The organism is Arthrobacter sp. FW306-04-A (assembly GCF_044358315.1).
Lineage (GTDB): Bacteria > Actinomycetota > Actinomycetes > Actinomycetales > Micrococcaceae > Arthrobacter.
In genome coordinates, this window is record NZ_CP084559.1 from 3,673,048 (window position 1) to 3,690,720 (window position 17,673).

Below are 17,673 nucleotides of genomic sequence, written 5' to 3' on the forward strand. Positions count from 1 at the left end.
CACCCCCTGGGAACATGCTCATTCTTCGTGGCCTGCGTTGGACATGTGCGCACTATGTCCAACGCTCAGATCAGGCGCTGGGCATGTCCCCTGGTGGGGAGGGCTATTTCTTGGTGCACTGGCCCGGCGACACGGCCGAGCTCAGAGATGGTGCCTGCTGGGCCACCGGCGAGAGCTCGTCCATGGTGAGGGCGTAGCCCACGGCCACGTCCGAAGTGGTCTTGGCGAAGACCACGCCAGCAACCTGGCCCTCCGTCGTCAGGAGGGGACCGCCCGAGTTGCCTGGCTGCACGTCACCGGCAAGTTTGTAGACCTGCTCCGGTGAAGGGTTGTTGCCGTAAATGTCCGGGACCAGGAGGGTCGAGATGCCCTCCACCGCGGCAGGTTTGGACTGGAAGGGACCACCGTGGGGATAGCCGGCGAAGGCTGCGGGCGAGCCGGCCGGAAGATCAGCACTCAACTGCAGCGGCGCCGTCGGAAGACCGTCGACGGCGAGCACAGCCAGGTCGCGTTGGCTGTCGAAATAGACCACGCGGCCCTGCAGCGCGCCGCCGTCGGGGATTTCCACCACAGGCTGGGACACGCCGGCCACGACGTGCGCGTTGGTCACAACGCGGCCCGGAGAGACGACGAAGCCGGAACCGGTCTGGTTCTGGCCACACTGATAGGCGGTGCCGGCAATCTTCAGAACGGAATGTGCCGCATTGTTGAGGGCGGGGGTGTCTGTGCTGGTGTTCGGAACGGGCAACGGGGTAACAGGACCGATGCCTTCGATGATGTGGGGAATGCCGTTGCCCATGACGGTGGAACGCAGCTGCGCGACGCCGGCTTTGACGGGTGTGGGCGTCATGGTGTCGATGAAGCGGATAACCTTGGAATCGGCGAGTTGCTGCGAAACGAGTGGCACGCCTAAGGAGCCGATGCTAAACGCCAACATGGACATGACCAATGCCGCGACCACCAGGCTGACGAAACCACCCAGCAGGCGGTCCAAGGCGTTCAATGGCTGAATCCGCACGGCCCTGCGGACCTTCTGGCCGATCCAAGTGCCCAGCCCGTGCCCCAGGACGATGAGCACTACAGCCGAGCCGATGATGGCCGTCAGCCTCCAACCGCTGTCCTTCACCCAATCGCCGACAAGCGGAACCGCGATGAAGGCTGCCACGGCTCCTGCCGCAAAGCCGGCGATTCCACCGAGGGTCACAAAGAAGCCGTTGCGCAGTCCGTAGATCAGGTAGGAAAGAAGCGTCAGAATCAACGCCAGGTCCAATATGGTCAAGCCGAACACCAAAGCTCCTCACAGCCGAGTAAGCCCCAATTGTAGATGCATAGCCTGACAGCTTTCCCTCACGAGCACGCTGCCAACCGCATCGCTAAGGCGCCCCTCAGCGGAGCATTCCCGGCCAGTTGGGATGCGATTTTGAGGCTCTTCCGCGTGATTTAGGGCGTTTCGGCTGCCAAGTACGTCACAGACGCGACAAAATTCTGAAACAATGGCTGAAGCGCCCCAGCCGAACTTTTACTCAGGAGATTTCATGGACATCGAGGTATTGCGCCGCGCACCCCTCTTCGCGACCCTTGACGACGACGCTTTCCGTCTGCTGACGGACGAGCTCACCGAGGTGGACCTTTCACGTGGAGCGTCCGTTTTCCGCGAGGGCGATCAGGGTGACCAGCTCTACTTCATCGTGTCCGGCAAGGTGAAGCTCGGCCGCACCTCCCCGGATGGCCGTGAATCCCTGTTGGCCATCCTTGGTCCGGGAGAGCTCTTTGGCGAAATGGCTTTGTTCGACCCCAGCCCGCGGACCGCGACGGCCACGGCCGTTTCCGAGACGCGCCTGGCAGGCCTGAAGAACGAAAGCCTCAACGCCCTGCTCCGGACGCGTCCCGAGGTATCTGCACAGTTGCTGCAGGCCCTCGCCCGCCGCCTGCGTCGCACCAACGACTCCCTGTCCGACCTCGTGTTCTCGGACGTTCCGGGCCGCGTCGCCAAGGCCCTGCTGGACCTTGCCGACCGCTTCGGCCGGCCTGCCACCGACGGGGTCCTGGTTGCCCACGAGCTCACGCAGGAAGAACTGGCCCAGCTGGTCGGCGCTTCCCGCGAGACGGTCAACAAGGCCCTGGCCGAGTTCGTCCAGCGCGGCTGGCTCCGCCTGGAAGCCCGCGCAGTAGTCATCCTGGACATGCAGCGCCTCCGCCAGCGCTCCCGCTAATTTCCTGCGACACGGAAAATGCCTGGCGACACCGGACTTCCCTGTGTGTCGCCAGGCATTTTGCGTCTCCCAGTGGACTTGCGCGTCAGCGCTCCCGCTGCGGCTCGCCTGAAACCGTCCTGGCGGCTTCGACTTCGAGCATGAGTGCGCCATCCTCTTCTACAAGCCGCGGTTGGTACATGTGCGGTTTGCGTTTGTAGCTGAGATACGCAATGCAGCCTTGGGCGGCAGCCATCTTTTCAAGGATGATCTCCGAACCCGGCACCAGCAATTGGCCCAGGGTCAGGCCAGCAGTGTTTTCCTGGCCGATTTCGTCGCCAAGAGCGGTGGTGTGGCGCTCATCGATGAGTTTTGAAACGCACACCCAGCGGCCCCAGACCCCCTTGCTCGCCAGCAGGGAAGGCTGCTGGTTCACGGGAAGCGTGGCCGCGAAGTAGCGGGTGTTGAAGCGCCGGTGCGTAAAGTCCGGGCTCAGCCAGTTAACCAGTGGCTTGAGCAGGTCCGTCCGCAACGACAAGCCACGCTTGGCCAGTACGTCCGTGAACGACTTGTCCTGCGCAGCTACTGCTTCGCGGGCCTTCATCCACTCGGGCGTGGACGTTGCCTCCACAGTGGAGGACAGGTCCGGGCCGGCCAACAAAACGCCGGTCTCTTCGAACAGTTCGCGGATGGCGCCCACAACATGGCGGCGGGCAAGTCCGACGTCGGTGGTCCCGAGCGCGTCAGCCCAATGCTGAGGTGAGGGTCCGAGCCAGCCGAGGGCGTCGTCGTCGGTGGGTTCCAACGAACCGCCGGGAAACGCGACAACACCCAACGGCGAGGAGCCGGGACGGTAACCCATCCACGTCTCCAAGCCCGTGGGCGAATCGCGGAGCAGAACAACAGATGATGCGTAACGCGCGGCGCGGGGGTTCCGTTCGCCGAGCTGAAGCCAGTTCCGTGCCGCCCCTTCGAGTTCGGGGGGCAACGCAAAAAGGCGTCGGGCTAGTTGTGGCAATTGAATGAACCGGTTCCTTAGCTGAATTCAGCGATCAACTCGACCTCGACGGGAGAGTCGAGCGGAAGGACTGCAACACCGACGGCGGAACGCGCATGCTGCCCTTTATCGCCGAAGACACGCCCGAGGAGTTCGGAGGCACCATTAATTACACCGGGCTGGCCGGTGAAGGAAGTGTCGGAGGCCACGAAGCCGACCACCTTCACGATGCGCGTAATACGGTCGAGGTCTCCGATGACGCTCTTGACTGCAGCCAAGGCATTGACTGCGCAAACGGCCGCGTACCTATGAGCGTCTTCCGGAGACACTGTCGGCTCGTCCGAAAGGCCCTCTTCACCGCCGGAGACCTTGCCCGTAGCTTCAAGTTTGCCGTTAATGAAGGGCAGCTGTCCGGAGGTGTACACGTGGTTGCCGGAGACGATGGCCGGCACGTAGGCCGCGACCGGAGCGGCAACTGCCGGCAGGATCAAACCGAGTTCGGCAAGGCGCTGCTCGACGGCGGATGCCGGAGCTGTGGAATCCGCGCCAACGGTGGCTTCTGCGGGGGTTGTCATTGTTACTGCTTCTCCCTCTTCAAGTATGCAACAAGTCCGTTTCCATCGGGTCCGGGAACAACCTGGACAAGCTCCCAGCCGTCCTCTCCCCACTGGTCCAGAATCTGCTTTGTGGCGTGAATGATGAGCGGAATCGTCGCGTACTCCCATTTGGTCATGAAAGAAAGACTAGCCCTTGCCGGTAAAGTGGAGAACATGGTGACTCGTAGGAACCCTCTATTCGACACTGCCACCACTCTTGGAAAGATCCTCGGATTCCTTGGTGTGAGCGCTATTTGTGGTGTCCTGGTGGCGGGCTTGCTCGTCCCCGCCGCCGCCGTTTCAGGCAGTGCGGCCAGTGGGTCCATTCAGTTCTTTGACACGCTGCCGGCGGAGCTCCAGGTGAACCCGCCCAGCCAGGCGACCACCATCCTGGCTGCCGATGGCAGCCAGATCGCCTCCATCTATACGGAGAACCGCACGCGTGTCCCGCTTGACCAGATGAGTCAGAACATCAAGGACGCGATCGTTGCGGTCGAGGACAGCCGCTTCTACGAGCACGGCGGCATCGACGCCACCGGCATCATGCGCGCCATCGTCAGCACGGCGCGCGGCCAGAAGCAGGGTGCTTCCACCATCACCCAGCAGTACGTGAACAACGTCATCAACGAGTCCCTCGTGTCCCAGGACAAAGGGGCCGACGTCAAGCTCAATGGCGTCAACAAGGGAGTGGGCGACAAACTCCGTGAAATGAAGCTGGCCATCGCGCTGGAGAAGAAGTTCTCCAAGCAGCAGATCCTTGAGGGTTACCTCAACATCGTCTTCTTCAACAAGGATGCCTACGGCATCGAAGCCGCTTCGCGGCTCTTCTTCAGCACCAGCGCCAAGGACCTCACCTTGCCGCAGGCCGCGTTGCTCGCGGGTGTTGTCAACAGCCCGTCCTACTATGACCCGATCACGAACCCGGACCACGCGAAGCAGCGTCGCGACCTGGTGCTCGGACTCATGTTGGACCAGGGAAAGATCAAAAAAGCGGACTACGACGCCGCCATCGCGACGCCGGTAACCACCAAGGTCACGCAGCCTCGCCAGGGTTGTGCCTACGCCGCTACGGCCCCGTACTTCTGCGACTATGTACTTCATTTGCTCCTCAACAACCCGGCCTACGGCGCCACGCCGGAAGAACGCAACAGCCGTGTCTCACGCGGCGGCCTGACCATCCAGACCACTCTCGATCCCAAGGCCCAGAACGTCGCCCAAGCCCAGGTTGAGGCCACCACCGGCGCCAACCCGGACAAGTGGGGCGCCACCATCGTCTCGGTCCAGCCGGGCAGCGGCAAGATCGTCTCCATGGCCCAGAACACCGTGTGGCTACCCGCTGCCGGGAAGTTCGATCAAACACAGAACTTCAACGTGGATGTGCTCGATGCCAAGGGCAACGACCTCAACGGTTTGGGCGGCTTCCAGCCTGGCTCCACTATGAAGCCCTTCACGTTCGCTGAATGGCTCGATGAGGGCAAGTCGATGAACACCACTATCGATGCCTCGGTTCGAAAATACCCGCAGAACTTCCCTTGGAAGAACACCTGCCCCGCTCCCACCGTGGGCTGGTATGACAGTAATGTCTCCGGTAGCTTTGACCTCCAGAACTCGGATACCGGCTATTACCGCCCCATGACGGTCCTGTATGGCTTGATGAACTCCATCAATACAGCTACCTTCGCCTCGGCATCCAAGGTGGATCTTTGTGGAATCCAAAAGATCGTGGACGCCGTGGGCATCCACGGCGGAAACCCCGCTCGTGACGGCAGCGGCCAGATCACAAGTCCCAATCCCAAAGTCCCCATGACTACGCTGGCCAACCTGATCGGTTCCACCCAAACTGCACCGCTCACCATGGCCAGCGCGATGGCAACGTTCTCCAACAACGGCAAGTACTGCGAGCCCATCGCTATTACGTCCGTGACGGACCAGACGGGTGCAAAGCTTCCTGCCCAGTCTCCGAACTGTCGCGATGCCGTCAGCCCGGCGGTTGCTCATGGTGTTGCTTACGCCATGCAGGAAGTTCTTAACCAGGGTTCTGGTTCGCTGATCCAGCCCAGGATTTCCACCAAGACAAGCTTCCCCATCGCGGCCAAGACCGGAACAAATGACAACAACGGCTCCACCTGGGTTGTTGGCTACACCTCGGGCCTCGCAACGGCCAGCTGGTTCGGCGACCCCCTGGGCGGCCAGAACCGCTTCGGCCGCAACATCACCGTCAACGGCAAGTTCTATCCCAACGTCGACGGTTACATGATCGCAGGCCCCCAGTTCTCGAACTACATGTCCCAGGTTGCCCCTGCTTATGGAACGAACCCGTTCCCGGCTCCGCCGTCCAACCTTTTGGACGCACCCTCGTTCCGCGCCCCGACTCCGAGCAACCCTTCTCCGAGCACCCAGCCGAGCGCCCCGCCGAGCAGCAATGACAATGGGAAAAAGAATGGCTAGCAGCTCCAAGCCCGTCGTTGAATCGCTGGCAAGCCGCGTCCGAGGCATCGGACGCGGCTTTGCCGTCGCTGCAGGTACAGGCGCAACCGCTGGCGTTGCGGGTCTTGCTTATGGCCTCTGGGAAAAGAACCAGTTTGTGCTCCGAGAAGAGACACTTCCGATCCTCCCCGAAGGCTCAGCTCCCCTCCGGATCCTGCATCTGAGCGACATCCATTTCGTTCCTAGCCAGCGAAAGAAGGCCGCGTGGCTGCGTTCGCTAGCGACGCTCCAACCAGACCTCGTGGTTAACACCGGCGACAACCTCAGCCACCCCCACGCGGTCGTTCCGTTGTTGGATGCTCTGCAGCCGCTGTTGAAGTTCCCAGGCGTCTTTGTCCCCGGTTCAAACGACTACTACGCGCCTCGGTTCAAGAATCCGGCCACATATTTCCTTGGCCCATCGCGGCATAAGAACAATCCCGTTGAGCTCGATTGGCCGCGACTGCGTTCGGGTTTCGGGATGTCCGGCTGGATAGATCTCACCAACAGGCACCAGTCGCTGCCCATTAATGGGATCCGCTTCGATTTCTCCGGCGTCGATGATCCCCACCTGAATCGGGAGCGCTACGCTGGCTGGCCCCGCGGCACTGCGGGACAAGACTCCCGCCCGCACCTGCGGGTCGCGGTCATCCACGCCCCTTACCAGCGCGTCCTGGACCATTTCACGGACGACTCCGCAGACCTCATCCTCGCCGGACACACCCACGGCGGCCAGATTTGCATCCCCGGGTACGGTGCCTTGGTGGCCAATTGCGACCTCCCCACCTGGCGCGCCAAGGGATTGCATGACTGGGAAAACAACGGACGTACGACGCCGGTCAACGTCTCCGGTGGCATCGGCACCTCACGCTTCGCGCCGGTACGGATCGCGTGCAAGCCCGAGGCAGTCCTGCTGACGTTGACGGCCCGCCGGTAGCCACGCGGCACGCGAATAGCCCCTCCACCGATGGACATGTCCATTCCAGCTATCCCCCGCCCCACTCAGCATGTCCGCCGAGCCACTCCAAGGTTGGACATGTCCACCAGGGACCGCTGAGCATGCCCCTCGGTCCACACTAAGGGTGGGCATAACACCACTATGTCCATCCTTAGCTACCCAAGTTGAGCATGTCCCACGGGGAGGCGCGGCTCCCAATACCTCCTATCACGCACCGCAATGCTGCTGTGAATCCCGTCACGGGATGGCATAGGGTAGTTGCTACAGGAAACTACATCCGAGTGTCACGCCGGTTGGCGCGGAACACCCGGACAAAGCTGTTGAGAAGCGGGCATGGCCAAACAGACTTCATTCTTCACCTCCGTCAAACGTCTCTATCCGCACGTAAAACCGATCCTCCCCCGGCTTTTGATGGGGCTGCTCAGCGCGTTGATGGCCAGCATTGTGGCGCTCGCCATTCCCCAGGTGCTGCGGGTTTTAATCAACGGTTCCCTCCACCCCGGCGGCTCCGGCAACGCCGTCTGGATTGCCGCCGTCGTGGTCCTTGCCCTCGGCATCGCAGAGGCCGGGCTGGTGGCGCTGCGGCGCCAGTTCGTCATCAATCCGGCAACCACGGTGGAAACCAGGATGCGGGTGTCCCTCTACGGTCACCTGCAGGACCTCACGGTTTCCTTCCATGACCGCTGGGGTTCCGGGCAGCTGCTGTCGCGCGCCATGACCGATTTGAACTTCCTCCGGCGTTGGATGGCGTTCGGGGCCATCATGCTCGTGGTGACCACGCTGACCGTGGTGATTGGCGTCGTCGTGATGTTCTCCATGAGCTGGCAGCTGGCTCTCATCTTCCTGGCCGCAGCGGTGCCCATCATGGTCTTTTCGTTCCGCTTTCGTCGCCGCTTCAGCTTGGTGACCCGGCTCAGCCAGGACCAGGCCGGCGACCTCGCCACCACCGTGGAGGAATCCGTCCACGGGATCCGCGTGCTCAAGGCTTTCGGCCGGAGCCGCGAAGCATTGGAGAACTTCAATGAGCAGGCCGAGGAGCTGAGGCAGACCGAGATCACCAAGGCCAAGCACCAGGCGACGTTCACCTTGGTTGTCACGCTGCTGCCGGAACTGGCACTCGGAATCGGTCTCGTTACGGGGATTCTGTTGGTGTCCGGGGGCGAACTCAGCATCGGCTCCCTCGTTGCGTTCTTCGCCACTGCGGCCGTCGTGGCGTCGCCCGTGGAATTCTCGGGAATGCTCCTGGCCATGGCACTGACGGCCAAGACGGCATTGGACCGGCATTTCGAGGTCATGGACACACGCAATACCATTACCGACCCGGCGAACCCCATCTCCCCGGCTGAACTGCGCGGGGCCTTGAGCTTCAACGGTGCCGCTTTCGGGTTCGACGACGGCGCCCGGCTCCTGCACGACATCACCCTGGACATCAAGCCCGGCGAAACCATGGCACTCGTAGGCATCACAGGGAGCGGAAAGAGTGCGTTGCTTCAGTTGGTCCCCCGGCTCTACGACGTCACTGAAGGTTCTGTGAGGATCGACGGCGTGGATGTGCGGGACTTCAGCGTAAAGCAGCTTCGGACCGTTGTGGCGGTCGCCTTTGAGGACACCACGCTGTTCTCCAGCTCAGTCCGGGACAACGTGCTGCTTGGCGCGCCCGACGCCTCCGAGGAAGCGCTCGACGAAGCGCTCGACGTCGCGCAGGCGCACTTCGCGTATTCGCTGCCCGACGGCGTCGAGACCCTTATCGGAGAAGAAGGACTGAGCCTTTCGGGTGGTCAGCGGCAACGCATCGCCCTTGCCCGGGCCATCGCAGCCAAGCCCAAGGTCCTGGTGCTGGATGATCCGCTATCGGCCCTGGACGTGAACACGGAGGAACTCGTCGAGGCCAGGCTGCGCGAAGTCCTCCGGGACACCACGACGCTCATCGTCGCCCATCGGCCCTCGACCGTGGCCTTGGCAGATCGCGTGGCGCTGCTCGAAAACGGGAGCATCACCGCAGTCGGGACCCATACGGAACTTTTGGCCGACAATGCTCACTACCGCTACGTGATCGCGAGCCTCGACGCGGGTCCGAAGGACCTCGACCGCGAGTTGGACGAACTAGAACACGAGCTGGATTCCGAACAGCACATGGACCAAGCCGGGGAGGGCCGCCGATGAGCACTTTCGGAACCGCCAATGAAGACAACGCCCACCTGAGCCGGAGCGACAGCAAAGCAGTACGACGGCGGTCGGTAGCCTTGTTGGGCTCGCTCATCCGCCCGGTGCGGTTGAGGTTTTGGCTGACGCTGGGCATGGTGGTGCTCTCGCAGGCGACCCGCGTGGCGGGGCCGGCGATCATCGCTTTCGGCATCGATCATGCACTGCCCGCACTGCTCGCCGGTAACAACGTGCCACTGCTCGCGGCCGGAGTCCTGTACCTGACGGCGGCCATCGCAACAGCGCTGCTGACGGCCCTCTACGTCACCTCCACGGCCAAGCTGAGCCAGGCCATGCTCCTTGACCTGCGGCTGCGGGTGTTCCGGCATACGCAACGGCTCAGCTTGGAGTTCCACGAGAAGTACACCTCGGGCCGTATTATCGCCCGGCAGACGTCGGACCTTGAGGCACTGCGCGAATTGCTTGATTCGGGCGTTAGTTCGTTGGCTTCCGGGCTGCTGTTCATGCTCTTCACGGCGTTCACGGTATTCGCCCTGGACTGGAGAAGCGGGCTCATCATGCTCGCCACCGGCGTGCCCATGTTCTTCCTGGCCCGCTGGTACCAGAAGCATTCCCAGATCGCCTTCCGCGAATCCAGGGTGGTCTCCGCCCGGCTGATCGTGCATTTCGTGGAGACAATGACTGGCATCCGGGCCATCAAGGCATTCCGCAAGGAGCCGGAGAACGCTGAACGCTATTCCGAGCTGTCCGAGGACTACCGCAAGGTGACGGTCCGCTCCATCAACCTCAACGGCATCTTCCAACCAGGCCTGGTCCTGATCGGCAATGTGTGCGTGGCGGTGGTCCTGCTGTTCGGCGGCTTCCGCGTACTCTCCGGCGAGCTGGCGGTGGGCGTACTCCTGGCATTGATTCTTTCCACGAAGCGCTTCTTCCAGCCCGTGGACCAGATGGCCATGTTCTACAACTCCTTCCAGAGCGCCCAGGCCGCCTTGGAGAAGGTGTCCGGCCTCCTCGAGGAGGTCCCCACCGTCCGGCCTCCCAAGACTCCGGTGCCGTTGCCACGGGCCCGTGGCGAAATCGACTTCCGCGGCGTGGAGTTTGGCTACGGCAACGGCAGTGTGGTGGTCCCCGAGTTGGACCTACACATCCCCGCAGGTCAGACCGTCGCGCTCGTGGGACAGACCGGAGCCGGCAAGTCCACCTTCGCCAAGCTGATCGCGCGCTTCTACGACGTCACCGAAGGTTCCTTGATGCTCGACGGCGTTGACCTGCGGGAGCTCTCGACGGCGGACCTGCGCCGCGCCGTCGTCATGGTCACCCAGGAGGCGTTCCTCTTCAGCGGCTCCGTGGCGGACAACATCGCACTTGGGCGGCCGGAGGCCTCCCGCGCGGAGATCGAAGCCGCTGCGAAGGCAGTTGGTGCGCATGAATTCATCTCCGCGTTGCCCGACGGCTACGATACCGACGTCAACAAGCGCGGCGGACGCGTGTCTGCGGGGCAAAGACAGCTGATCGGCTTCGCCCGAGCATTCATTGCCGCCCCGGCTGTACTCATCCTGGACGAGGCGACGTCTTCGTTGGACATTCCCTCCGAACGCTTGGTCCAGGCCGGCTTGTCCCGGCTCCTGTCGGGATCGGATTCCGAACGGACCGCAATCATCATCGCCCACCGGCTCTCTACCGTGGAGACCGCAGACCGGGTACTTGTGGTGCATGAGGGACGCATCGTGGAAGATGGCACACCGGCCGAACTCATCCGCGGCGGGGGGCGCTTCGCTCGCTTGCACGGCGCTTGGAAGGACTCGCTGGTCTGATTCCGGCCCCGTGTTCGATTTCGCATCCGGGCGGGCATCGGCTATTCTTGAACAGTTGCTTTCGCAGCGGATCGGGATGTAGCGCAGCTTGGTAGCGCGCTTCGTTCGGGACGAAGAGGTCGCAGGTTCAAATCCTGTCATCCCGACCAATTGTTAGAAGGCCTTCCACTGGAAGGCCTTCTTTCGTTATTTAACAAGGTTCAGACCGGGACAGGAAAACGCAAAAATATTCCGATGACCGGTTTTCCTGGGCCTGCCCGAGGTTTAGAGACAAGTGTTGTTAACAACCGGCAGCAATGGCTCGGAAGCTCCCATGGCGGCCTGCGGTTCCTCGAGCAAAAGAAATCCCCGGCGTGTCGGTTTATTACACCCCGGGGATTCTTCATTTCATTTGAATTATCCGACGGCTGCCCGGTTCCCCGGGAGCCGTCCTTGAGTTTCGCCTACATGGGGTCAGGCCAGTTACCGATAGCCAGCGAGACGCTCATCGGGTCAGGCCAGTTGCCAATGGCCTGTGGCGCCATCATCGGGTCAGGCCAGTTGCCGATTGCCTGGGCGACCCTCATCGGGTCAGGCCAGTTACCAATGCTGAGCACCGTGCTGACGGTGTCTGCCACAGGGGCTGCGGAAACCACGGCTGGCGCCGCGGCGGAGCATGCAAGAGCGCCGGCCAAGGCGACTGCTGCAGCAATCTTCTTCAACATAATTTTTCCTCAATGCGAGTCGGATTCGTTACGGAAATTACGCGGTCCCTGTTGACATTCATTGTAAAATGTTTTCCACAGCGACTGTCAAGGTGTACGCGTAAAGACAGCGCAAAGACAAGCCTCTAGGAGGAACCTGTGGGGAACGGATTCGGAGAAAAGCTCCGTGCCGAACGGCTCGAACGTGGGCTGACCCAAGCTGAATTGGGCAGGGACCTATACTCGCCCAGCTACATTTCACTTCTTGAAACTGGCCGCCGGGAACCCACAGCCGAGGTCATCGAAGAACTCGCTCGGCGCCTTGAGCTTGCACCAAAAGCCCTGGAAGCCTGGAGCCAGCCCGTATCCGTCAGTGACGCCGAATACGTGCTCGCGGGCCTGTATGCCAGGCAAGCCTGGGACCTGAGGGACTACCCCCTTGCTGCGAGCCATGCCTCAACCGCAGCCCAGATCGCGCTTGAGGCAAAGAATACCAGCGCCTGGTGGAACATGACGTACATGCAGGCCGAGTGCCTCATGAAGCAGGGGCAATTGAAGGAATGCCAGCAGATCATCCAGCATCTCCTTGAACACCCCATGGCCACGGAATCCGCGGGCCTGGGAGTCCGTGCCCGGCAGATGCTTGCCGCGGTCTGCCACGGCCAAGGCCAGCTGGCCACCGCCGTCGAACACGCGATGGAAGCCGTAAGGCTGTCCGAGCAGCTGCCCAAAGGCTCAACTTTGATCATTGGTGCGCATCGGGCGCTGATCGGAGCACTGGCCGAAAGCGGCAGGTTGGACGAAGCCTGGACGTATTGCCAAGCCATGAACAATCAGATGGACGACCATTCGATGTCCCAGCTCGCGGGCGAAGTCGCCTGGGTGGTGGGAAATGTGGCCTTCATGCGCCACGACTACATCGAGGGCATCAAGCACCACGAGCGTGCCGCCAAGCTGCTCTCCCCCGCCAATGACATTGAGCTGTGGGCCCGCTTCAACAAGGCATCTGCCGCTGTCCGGCTCTCTTCGGGAATCGTGGAGCCTGAGACGCTTTCTGCCATCGAACGTGCTGAACTCGCGCTGTCGATCGTGGGCGGAAACAAGACGGACCAGCTGGAGGTTGCCTTTATCCGCGCCCGCTGGCTCTACCTGACGGGCGACATCCCGGCCGCAATCACCAAACTGCGCGAAATCCACGCGGACCGCGACGTCCTTGCCCGGCACACCGCCGGCGAAGTCGCTTTCCTCCTCGGGAAGGCGCTCAAAGCAGCTGGCGAAAACACGGACGCCCTGGTTCATCTTGAGGAAGCACAACGCGATTTCACCGCTGCGGGAGCAGCCGACCGTGTCCAGCAGGCCATGGACTCCGTCCTGGAAATCCGGTTGGCGGAACGTCGGGCGGCGTCAGGCCACGGCGAGAGCGCGAAGTCTTCTCGCGCAAGCTAAGAGCCCCTTACAACGGACAGAGCCCCGAACCAGATGGTCCGGGGCTCTTCTCCTGCTTTCCTGGGCGCTTGCTTGCTGGTAGCCGCAGGCCAGGCGCTGCAGCTTAGGCGAAAGTGCGGCCAGTCAGCTTTTCGTAGGCTTCCACGTAACGGGCACGCGTCTTCTCCACGACGTCGGCCGGCAGTGCCGGCGGAGGGGTGCCCCCTGAGCGGTCCCAGCCTGATTCCGCAGACGTCAGCCAGTCACGCACAAACTGCTTGTCGTACGAAGGCTGGGCCTTGCCCGGTTCGTAGGTGGAAGCGTCCCAGAACCGGGAGGAATCCGGCGTCAGGACCTCATCACCCAAGGTGATGACACCGGTGGCGGTATCGATGCCGAACTCCACCTTCGTGTCGGCCAGGATGATGCCGCACCCACGCGCGATCTCTTCAGCGCGGGTGTAGATCTTCAACGTCAGCTCGCTCAAGCGGGCAGCGATGTCGTCGCCCACCATCGCTACGACGTCGTCGTAGGTGATGTTCTCGTCGTGCTCGCCGACCTCCGCCTTGGCGGAGGGCGTGAAGATGGCGTGCTCAAGCCGCGAGCCGTCAACCAGGCCCTCTGGCAAGGGAATGTCGCAAACGGTGCCTGATTTCCGGTACTCCGCCAGGCCGGAACCCGTGAGGTACCCGCGAGCGATGCATTCCACGGGGAACATTTCCAGCCGCTTGCAGATCATCGCGCGGCCCTCGACTTCCACGGGCACTCCCTCAGCGGCCGTCGACGCGAGGACGTGGTGCTCCACGCCCAGCTGCTCGAACCACCACAGGCTCAGCTGCGTCAGGATGCGGCCCTTGTCCGGGATCTCGCTGTTCAAGACGTGGTCGTAAGCGCTGATGCGGTCGCTGGCCACCACCAAGACGCAGTCCTGACCGGCTTCGGCCGCCATGGCGTCGTCCGCGGGGACGTAGAGATCGCGCACCTTGCCCGAGTAGACGTGCTTCCAGCCCGGGAGATCCCGGGTCTCGGTCTGAAGGCCGTTTGCGTTGTTTTCAGGCATGGTTCAAGCCTTCACGTTAGGGATGGAGCCGGTGGCCGGGGAGACCACGTGGATTTCGCCGCGGGCTGCCTTGCCGGCGATATCGGTACGGAACTGCCCGCCGTCGAGCTGGACCAGCTCCACGCCGTCGTAAGCCCGCTCGCGGGCCTCCACGAGGTCCGTCCCGAGCGCCACGACGGCCAGCACCCGGCCACCGGCCGAAACTACCCTGCCTTCGACGTCCAGTTTGGTGCCAGCATGGATGACATGGACGCCTTCAAGCGCATCCACCTTGTTCAGGCCACGGATGCGGTCCCCCGTGCGGGGCGTGTCCGGGTAGTTTTCGGCGGCAACGACGACGGCGACGGCAGACTCCTTGGACCAACGCAACTCTTCGGCCTGGTCCAGTTCGCCCTTGGCAGCTGCCAGCATGAGGGCGCCGAGCGGGGTCTTGAGGCGAGCGAGGACCGCCTGCGTCTCCGGATCGCCGAAGCGGACGTTGAACTCGATGACGCGGGTGCCGCGGGACGTCAGGGCCAGGCCGCAGTACAGAACGCCGACGAACGGTGTGCCGCGGCTTGCCATCTCGTCCACGGTGGGCTGGGCCACGCGGTCGATGACTTCCTGCACCAGGCCAACAGGTGCCCAGTCGAGCGGGGTGTAAGCGCCCATGCCGCCCGTGTTGGGCCCTTCGTCATTGTCGAAAATTCGTTTGAAGTCCTGCGCCGGGGACAGCGGCACGGTGGTGCGGCCGTCGCACAGCACGAACAGGGAAACCTCGGGTCCGTCCAGGAACTCCTCGATCACCACGGTTCCACCGGCGTCGAAACACATCTGCGCGTGGGCGAGGGCTTCCTCGCGATCGTTGGTGACCACCACGCCCTTGCCGGCAGCCAGTCCGTCGTCCTTGACAACGTGCGGAGCACCGAAAGTGTCCAAGGCGTCAGCGGCCTCTGCAGCATTTGTTGCCACACGGGCCATGGCGGTGGGCACGCCGGCCTCAGCCATGACCTCCTTGGCGAACGCTTTGGAAGCTTCGAGCTGGGCGGCGGCCTTGCTGGGGCCAAAGACCGGAATGCCGGCCTCGCGGACAGCGTCGGAAACGCCTGCCGCGAGCGGGGCTTCGGGTCCGACGACTACCAGGTCAACGGCCAGTTTCGTCGCAAGCGCGGCGACGGCGCCGGGGTTGTTCCCGTCGATCGCGTACGTGGGGACCAGCTTGGCGATGCCGGCGTTTCCCGGAGCCGCATGGACCTCGGAAACGTTGGGATCTTTGAGCAATGAGCGGACAATTGCGTGTTCGCGGCCGCCGGGGCCAATGACGAGTACCTTCACAGTCTTCAAGGGTACTTTGTGCGGGGGCAGGACTCCTAAGCTGTGTCCACCACTGGACATGCCCCCCGTTAGCCTCGAGCAATGGACATAGCCCTGACATGCCCATTCCCCGCCACCAACGGGGGGCAAATACCCACGAGACCGCAGTCCCCAGGAAGGCACATGTCCAGCCCTTGTTACGAGCAGCGGACACGGTGGCAATATGCCCCGCTCAAACCAGGAGCGGGCATGTCCAACCTTGGCCCCGAGCAATGGACATAGCACTGATATGCCCATCCCCAATCGCCAACGCAGGGCATGTCCAACTCCGCCCGCTCGAACCAGGAGCGGGCATGTCCAACCTGGTCGCCACCGCTAAAGAGGGGCATGTCCAACCCATCCTGGGGTGCTCCCGCTACGAACAACCTGCATGAAGAAGCTCAGAAACTGGCTCGGGGGACCCACCGCAATGGCTGCATTGGCCGGAGTGGCCGCGGCCGGCGTCGTACTTTCCGTTGCGGAACTGATCGGCGCTTTCTTTACTGCCCGGGCCACTCCAGTGATTGCATTGGGGTCCACGTTCATTGACTTCACGCCGCCGTGGATGAAGGACTTTGCCGTCACCACGTTCGGCACCAATGACAAGGCTGCCCTGTTTGTGGGCATGGGCCTGACCATCTTCGTGCTGGCCTGTGTTCTGGGCGTCGTGGCCTTCCGTAATTGGCCGCTGGGTGTGTTGGGCGTCCTCGGCATGGGCGCAGTGATCGTTGCCGCCGTAGTGACCCGGTCCAGCGTTAAGCCTGTAGACGCCATACCGAGCCTGATCGGCACGCTTGCCGGACTCGCAACCCTGCGCTTCCTGGTGACCAGGCTCTGGCGGCTGAATTCTTTTCCGGACGCACCCGCCGACACCGCAGCCAAAGGCATCGAGCGTCCCGCCACCACACGCCGCACTTTCTTCGCCGCAACCGGTATCACCGTCGCCGCAGCCGCCATCGCCGCCAGCGGCGGACGATTCCTGAGCTCCGCACGCAGCAATGTGGCCAAGGCCCGGGATTCGTTGAAGCTGCCCGCTCCGGCCCGGGCGGCTGCTCCCGTTCCAGCCGGTGTCCAGTCCCCGACACCGGGAGTCACCCCTTGGCTCACCCCAGCCAAGGACTTCTACAGAATCGACACCGCACTGAGCGTTCCGGAGATCAACGCCCAGGAATGGGAGCTGCGGGTTCACGGACTGGTGGAACAAGAGGTCCGGCTGACTTTTCAAGACCTACTCGACGCCGAATTGATCGAGACCCACGTGTCGCTCACGTGTGTCTCCAATCCGGTCGGCGGAAACCTGGCCGGCAACGCCAAATGGCTTGGACTGCCCATCCGCGACGTGCTCAATCGAGCCCGCCCCAAGGCCGGAGCGGACATGGTTCTCTCCACGTCAATCGACGGCTTCAGCGCCTCCACGCCGCTCGAAGTGCTCCAGGACGGCAGGGATGCAATTCTTGCGATCGGCATGAACGGCGAACCCCTGCCGCTGGAACACGGCTACCCCGTGCGCATGGTGGTTCCCGGGCTCTACGGGTTCGTCTCCGCAACAAAATGGGTGGTGGATCTGGAAGTCACCCGATTCGCCGACAACAAAGCCTATTGGACCAATCGCGGCTGGTCCGAGCGGGGTCCCATCAAGACCATGGCCCGGCTGGAAGTGCCCAAATCCTTCGCCAAAGTGCCGGCCGGCAGGGTCGCCCTGGGTGGCACGGCTTGGGCCCAGACCCGCGGCATCAAGAAGGTTGAAGTGCAGATCGACAACGGCGCGTGGGCCGAAGCCACCCTTGCCGCGGAAGCATCCGTGGTCACGTGGCGGCAGTGGTCGTTCGATTGGGACGCCACGCCGGGACCCCACTACATCAAGGTCCGCGCCACAGACGGAACAGGGGAATTGCAGACTGACAAGCGAGCTGATCCTGTGCCGGACGGCGCCTCGGGATGGCAGTCCGTCATGGTGACCGTGGAGTAGCCCGGGAAGACGGTTGCC

The 17,673-nt window shown here is 62.8% G+C and carries 14 protein-coding genes and 1 tRNA gene; 8 read left to right on the forward strand and 7 right to left on the reverse strand.

All coding sequences use genetic code 11. From position 1 onward, the window contains the following. Window positions 1-103 precede the first annotated feature (103 nt). Window positions 104-1,288: a MarP family serine protease gene (locus LFT43_RS17150; RefSeq protein ID WP_395798828.1), complete on the reverse strand. Its 1,185-nt coding sequence runs from the start codon at window positions 1,286-1,288 to the stop codon at window positions 104-106. A gap of 247 nt (window positions 1,289-1,535) precedes the next feature. On the opposite strand from LFT43_RS17150, the gene LFT43_RS17155 reads away from it, so the two are divergent. Further along, window positions 1,536-2,213 (forward strand): Crp/Fnr family transcriptional regulator, encoded by a 678-nt coding sequence (locus tag LFT43_RS17155; RefSeq protein ID WP_011775987.1) that lies wholly within the window; start codon window positions 1,536-1,538, stop codon window positions 2,211-2,213. 85 nt (window positions 2,214-2,298) lie between these two features. On the opposite strand, the gene LFT43_RS17160 is transcribed toward LFT43_RS17155, so the two are convergent. Genes LFT43_RS17160 through LFT43_RS17170 form a run of 3 tightly spaced genes read right to left on the reverse strand, consistent with a single transcriptional unit; the run spans window position 2,299 to window position 3,922 of the window. After that, entirely contained in the window at window positions 2,299-3,210 is a 912-nt protein-coding gene (locus tag LFT43_RS17160; RefSeq protein ID WP_395798831.1) for an NUDIX hydrolase, read from the reverse strand. A 17-nt stretch (window positions 3,211-3,227) separates the two neighbouring features. Continuing rightward, on the reverse strand, window positions 3,228-3,764 hold the full coding sequence (locus tag LFT43_RS17165) for a RidA family protein (protein ID WP_395798833.1): 537 nt from the start codon (window positions 3,762-3,764) through the stop codon (window positions 3,228-3,230). Between the two features lie 2 nt (window positions 3,765-3,766). Further along, window positions 3,767-3,922 carry a DUF4177 domain-containing protein gene (locus LFT43_RS17170; RefSeq protein WP_009359196.1) on the reverse strand — a complete coding sequence of 52 codons (156 nt, stop codon included), beginning with the start codon at window positions 3,920-3,922 and terminating at the stop codon, window positions 3,767-3,769. Between LFT43_RS17170 and LFT43_RS17175 the strand changes: the two genes are divergently transcribed. The 5 genes from LFT43_RS17175 to LFT43_RS17195 all read left to right on the forward strand — a co-directional run bounded on the left by LFT43_RS17175 (window position 3,921) and on the right by LFT43_RS17195 (window position 11,335). Next, window positions 3,921-6,233 (forward strand): transglycosylase domain-containing protein, encoded by a 2,313-nt coding sequence (locus tag LFT43_RS17175; RefSeq protein WP_395798836.1) that lies wholly within the window; start codon window positions 3,921-3,923, stop codon window positions 6,231-6,233. The two genes, LFT43_RS17170 and LFT43_RS17175, sit on opposite strands and share 2 nt — an antisense overlap. Continuing rightward, a complete protein-coding gene (locus LFT43_RS17180; RefSeq protein ID WP_395798838.1) occupies window positions 6,226-7,188 on the forward strand; it encodes a metallophosphoesterase in 963 nt (320 codons plus the stop codon). Before LFT43_RS17175 ends, LFT43_RS17180 begins: the two co-directional genes overlap by 8 nt. A 354-nt stretch (window positions 7,189-7,542) precedes the next feature. Continuing rightward, on the forward strand, window positions 7,543-9,372 hold the full coding sequence (locus LFT43_RS17185; RefSeq protein WP_395798840.1) for an ABC transporter ATP-binding protein: 1,830 nt from the start codon (window positions 7,543-7,545) through the stop codon (window positions 9,370-9,372). Then, window positions 9,369-11,186 (forward strand): ABC transporter ATP-binding protein, encoded by a 1,818-nt coding sequence (locus tag LFT43_RS17190; protein WP_395798842.1) that lies wholly within the window; start codon window positions 9,369-9,371, stop codon window positions 11,184-11,186. Before LFT43_RS17185 ends, LFT43_RS17190 begins: the two co-directional genes overlap by 4 nt. Window positions 11,187-11,258: 72 nt before the next feature. Next, a tRNA-Pro gene (locus LFT43_RS17195) sits at window positions 11,259-11,335 on the forward strand. Window positions 11,336-11,629: 294 nt separating this feature from the next. Here the strand turns inward: LFT43_RS17195 and LFT43_RS17200 are convergent. Beyond that, window positions 11,630-11,890 (reverse strand): hypothetical protein, encoded by a 261-nt coding sequence (locus LFT43_RS17200; RefSeq protein WP_395798844.1) that lies wholly within the window; start codon window positions 11,888-11,890, stop codon window positions 11,630-11,632. Between the two features lie 138 nt (window positions 11,891-12,028). Between LFT43_RS17200 and LFT43_RS17205 the strand changes: the two genes are divergently transcribed. After that, window positions 12,029-13,315 (forward strand): helix-turn-helix domain-containing protein, encoded by a 1,287-nt coding sequence (locus LFT43_RS17205; protein ID WP_395798846.1) that lies wholly within the window; start codon window positions 12,029-12,031, stop codon window positions 13,313-13,315. 103 nt (window positions 13,316-13,418) lie between these two features. On the opposite strand, the gene LFT43_RS17210 is transcribed toward LFT43_RS17205, so the two are convergent. Together LFT43_RS17210 and purD are read right to left on the reverse strand one after the other, a co-directional pair. Beyond that, complete coding sequence (locus LFT43_RS17210) at window positions 13,419-14,354, reverse strand: phosphoribosylaminoimidazolesuccinocarboxamide synthase (protein ID WP_395798848.1); 936 nt, start codon at window positions 14,352-14,354, stop codon at window positions 13,419-13,421. 3 nt (window positions 14,355-14,357) lie between these two features. Continuing rightward, entirely contained in the window at window positions 14,358-15,668 is a 1,311-nt protein-coding gene (purD, locus tag LFT43_RS17215) for a phosphoribosylamine--glycine ligase (RefSeq protein ID WP_395803144.1), read from the reverse strand. Between the two features lie 409 nt (window positions 15,669-16,077). On the opposite strand from purD, the gene LFT43_RS17220 reads away from it, so the two are divergent. Beyond that, window positions 16,078-17,655 carry a molybdopterin-dependent oxidoreductase gene (locus LFT43_RS17220; protein ID WP_395798850.1) on the forward strand — a complete coding sequence of 526 codons (1,578 nt, stop codon included), beginning with the start codon at window positions 16,078-16,080 and terminating at the stop codon, window positions 17,653-17,655. The last annotated feature ends 18 nt before the right edge of the window (window positions 17,656-17,673 follow it).

Bases quoted from the DNA above. Each gene is read 5' to 3' on its own strand.
- LFT43_RS17155 (WP_011775987.1), top strand. From the start codon at position 1,536: ATGGACATCGAGGTATTGCGCCGCGCACCCCTCTTCGCGACCCTTGAC.
- LFT43_RS17165 (WP_395798833.1), bottom strand. From the start codon at position 3,764: ATGACAACCCCCGCAGAAGCCACCGTTGGCGCGGATTCCACAGCTCCG.
- LFT43_RS17175 (WP_395798836.1), top strand. From the start codon at position 3,921: ATGAAAGAAAGACTAGCCCTTGCCGGTAAAGTGGAGAACATGGTGACT.
- LFT43_RS17170 (WP_009359196.1), bottom strand. From the start codon at position 3,922: ATGACCAAATGGGAGTACGCGACGATTCCGCTCATCATTCACGCCACA.
- LFT43_RS17180 (WP_395798838.1), top strand. From the start codon at position 6,226: ATGGCTAGCAGCTCCAAGCCCGTCGTTGAATCGCTGGCAAGCCGCGTC.
- LFT43_RS17185 (WP_395798840.1), top strand. From the start codon at position 7,543: ATGGCCAAACAGACTTCATTCTTCACCTCCGTCAAACGTCTCTATCCG.
- LFT43_RS17190 (WP_395798842.1), top strand. From the start codon at position 9,369: ATGAGCACTTTCGGAACCGCCAATGAAGACAACGCCCACCTGAGCCGG.
- LFT43_RS17200 (WP_395798844.1), bottom strand. From the start codon at position 11,890: ATGTTGAAGAAGATTGCTGCAGCAGTCGCCTTGGCCGGCGCTCTTGCA.
- LFT43_RS17210 (WP_395798848.1), bottom strand. From the start codon at position 14,354: ATGCCTGAAAACAACGCAAACGGCCTTCAGACCGAGACCCGGGATCTC.
- LFT43_RS17220 (WP_395798850.1), top strand. From the start codon at position 16,078: ATGAAGAAGCTCAGAAACTGGCTCGGGGGACCCACCGCAATGGCTGCA.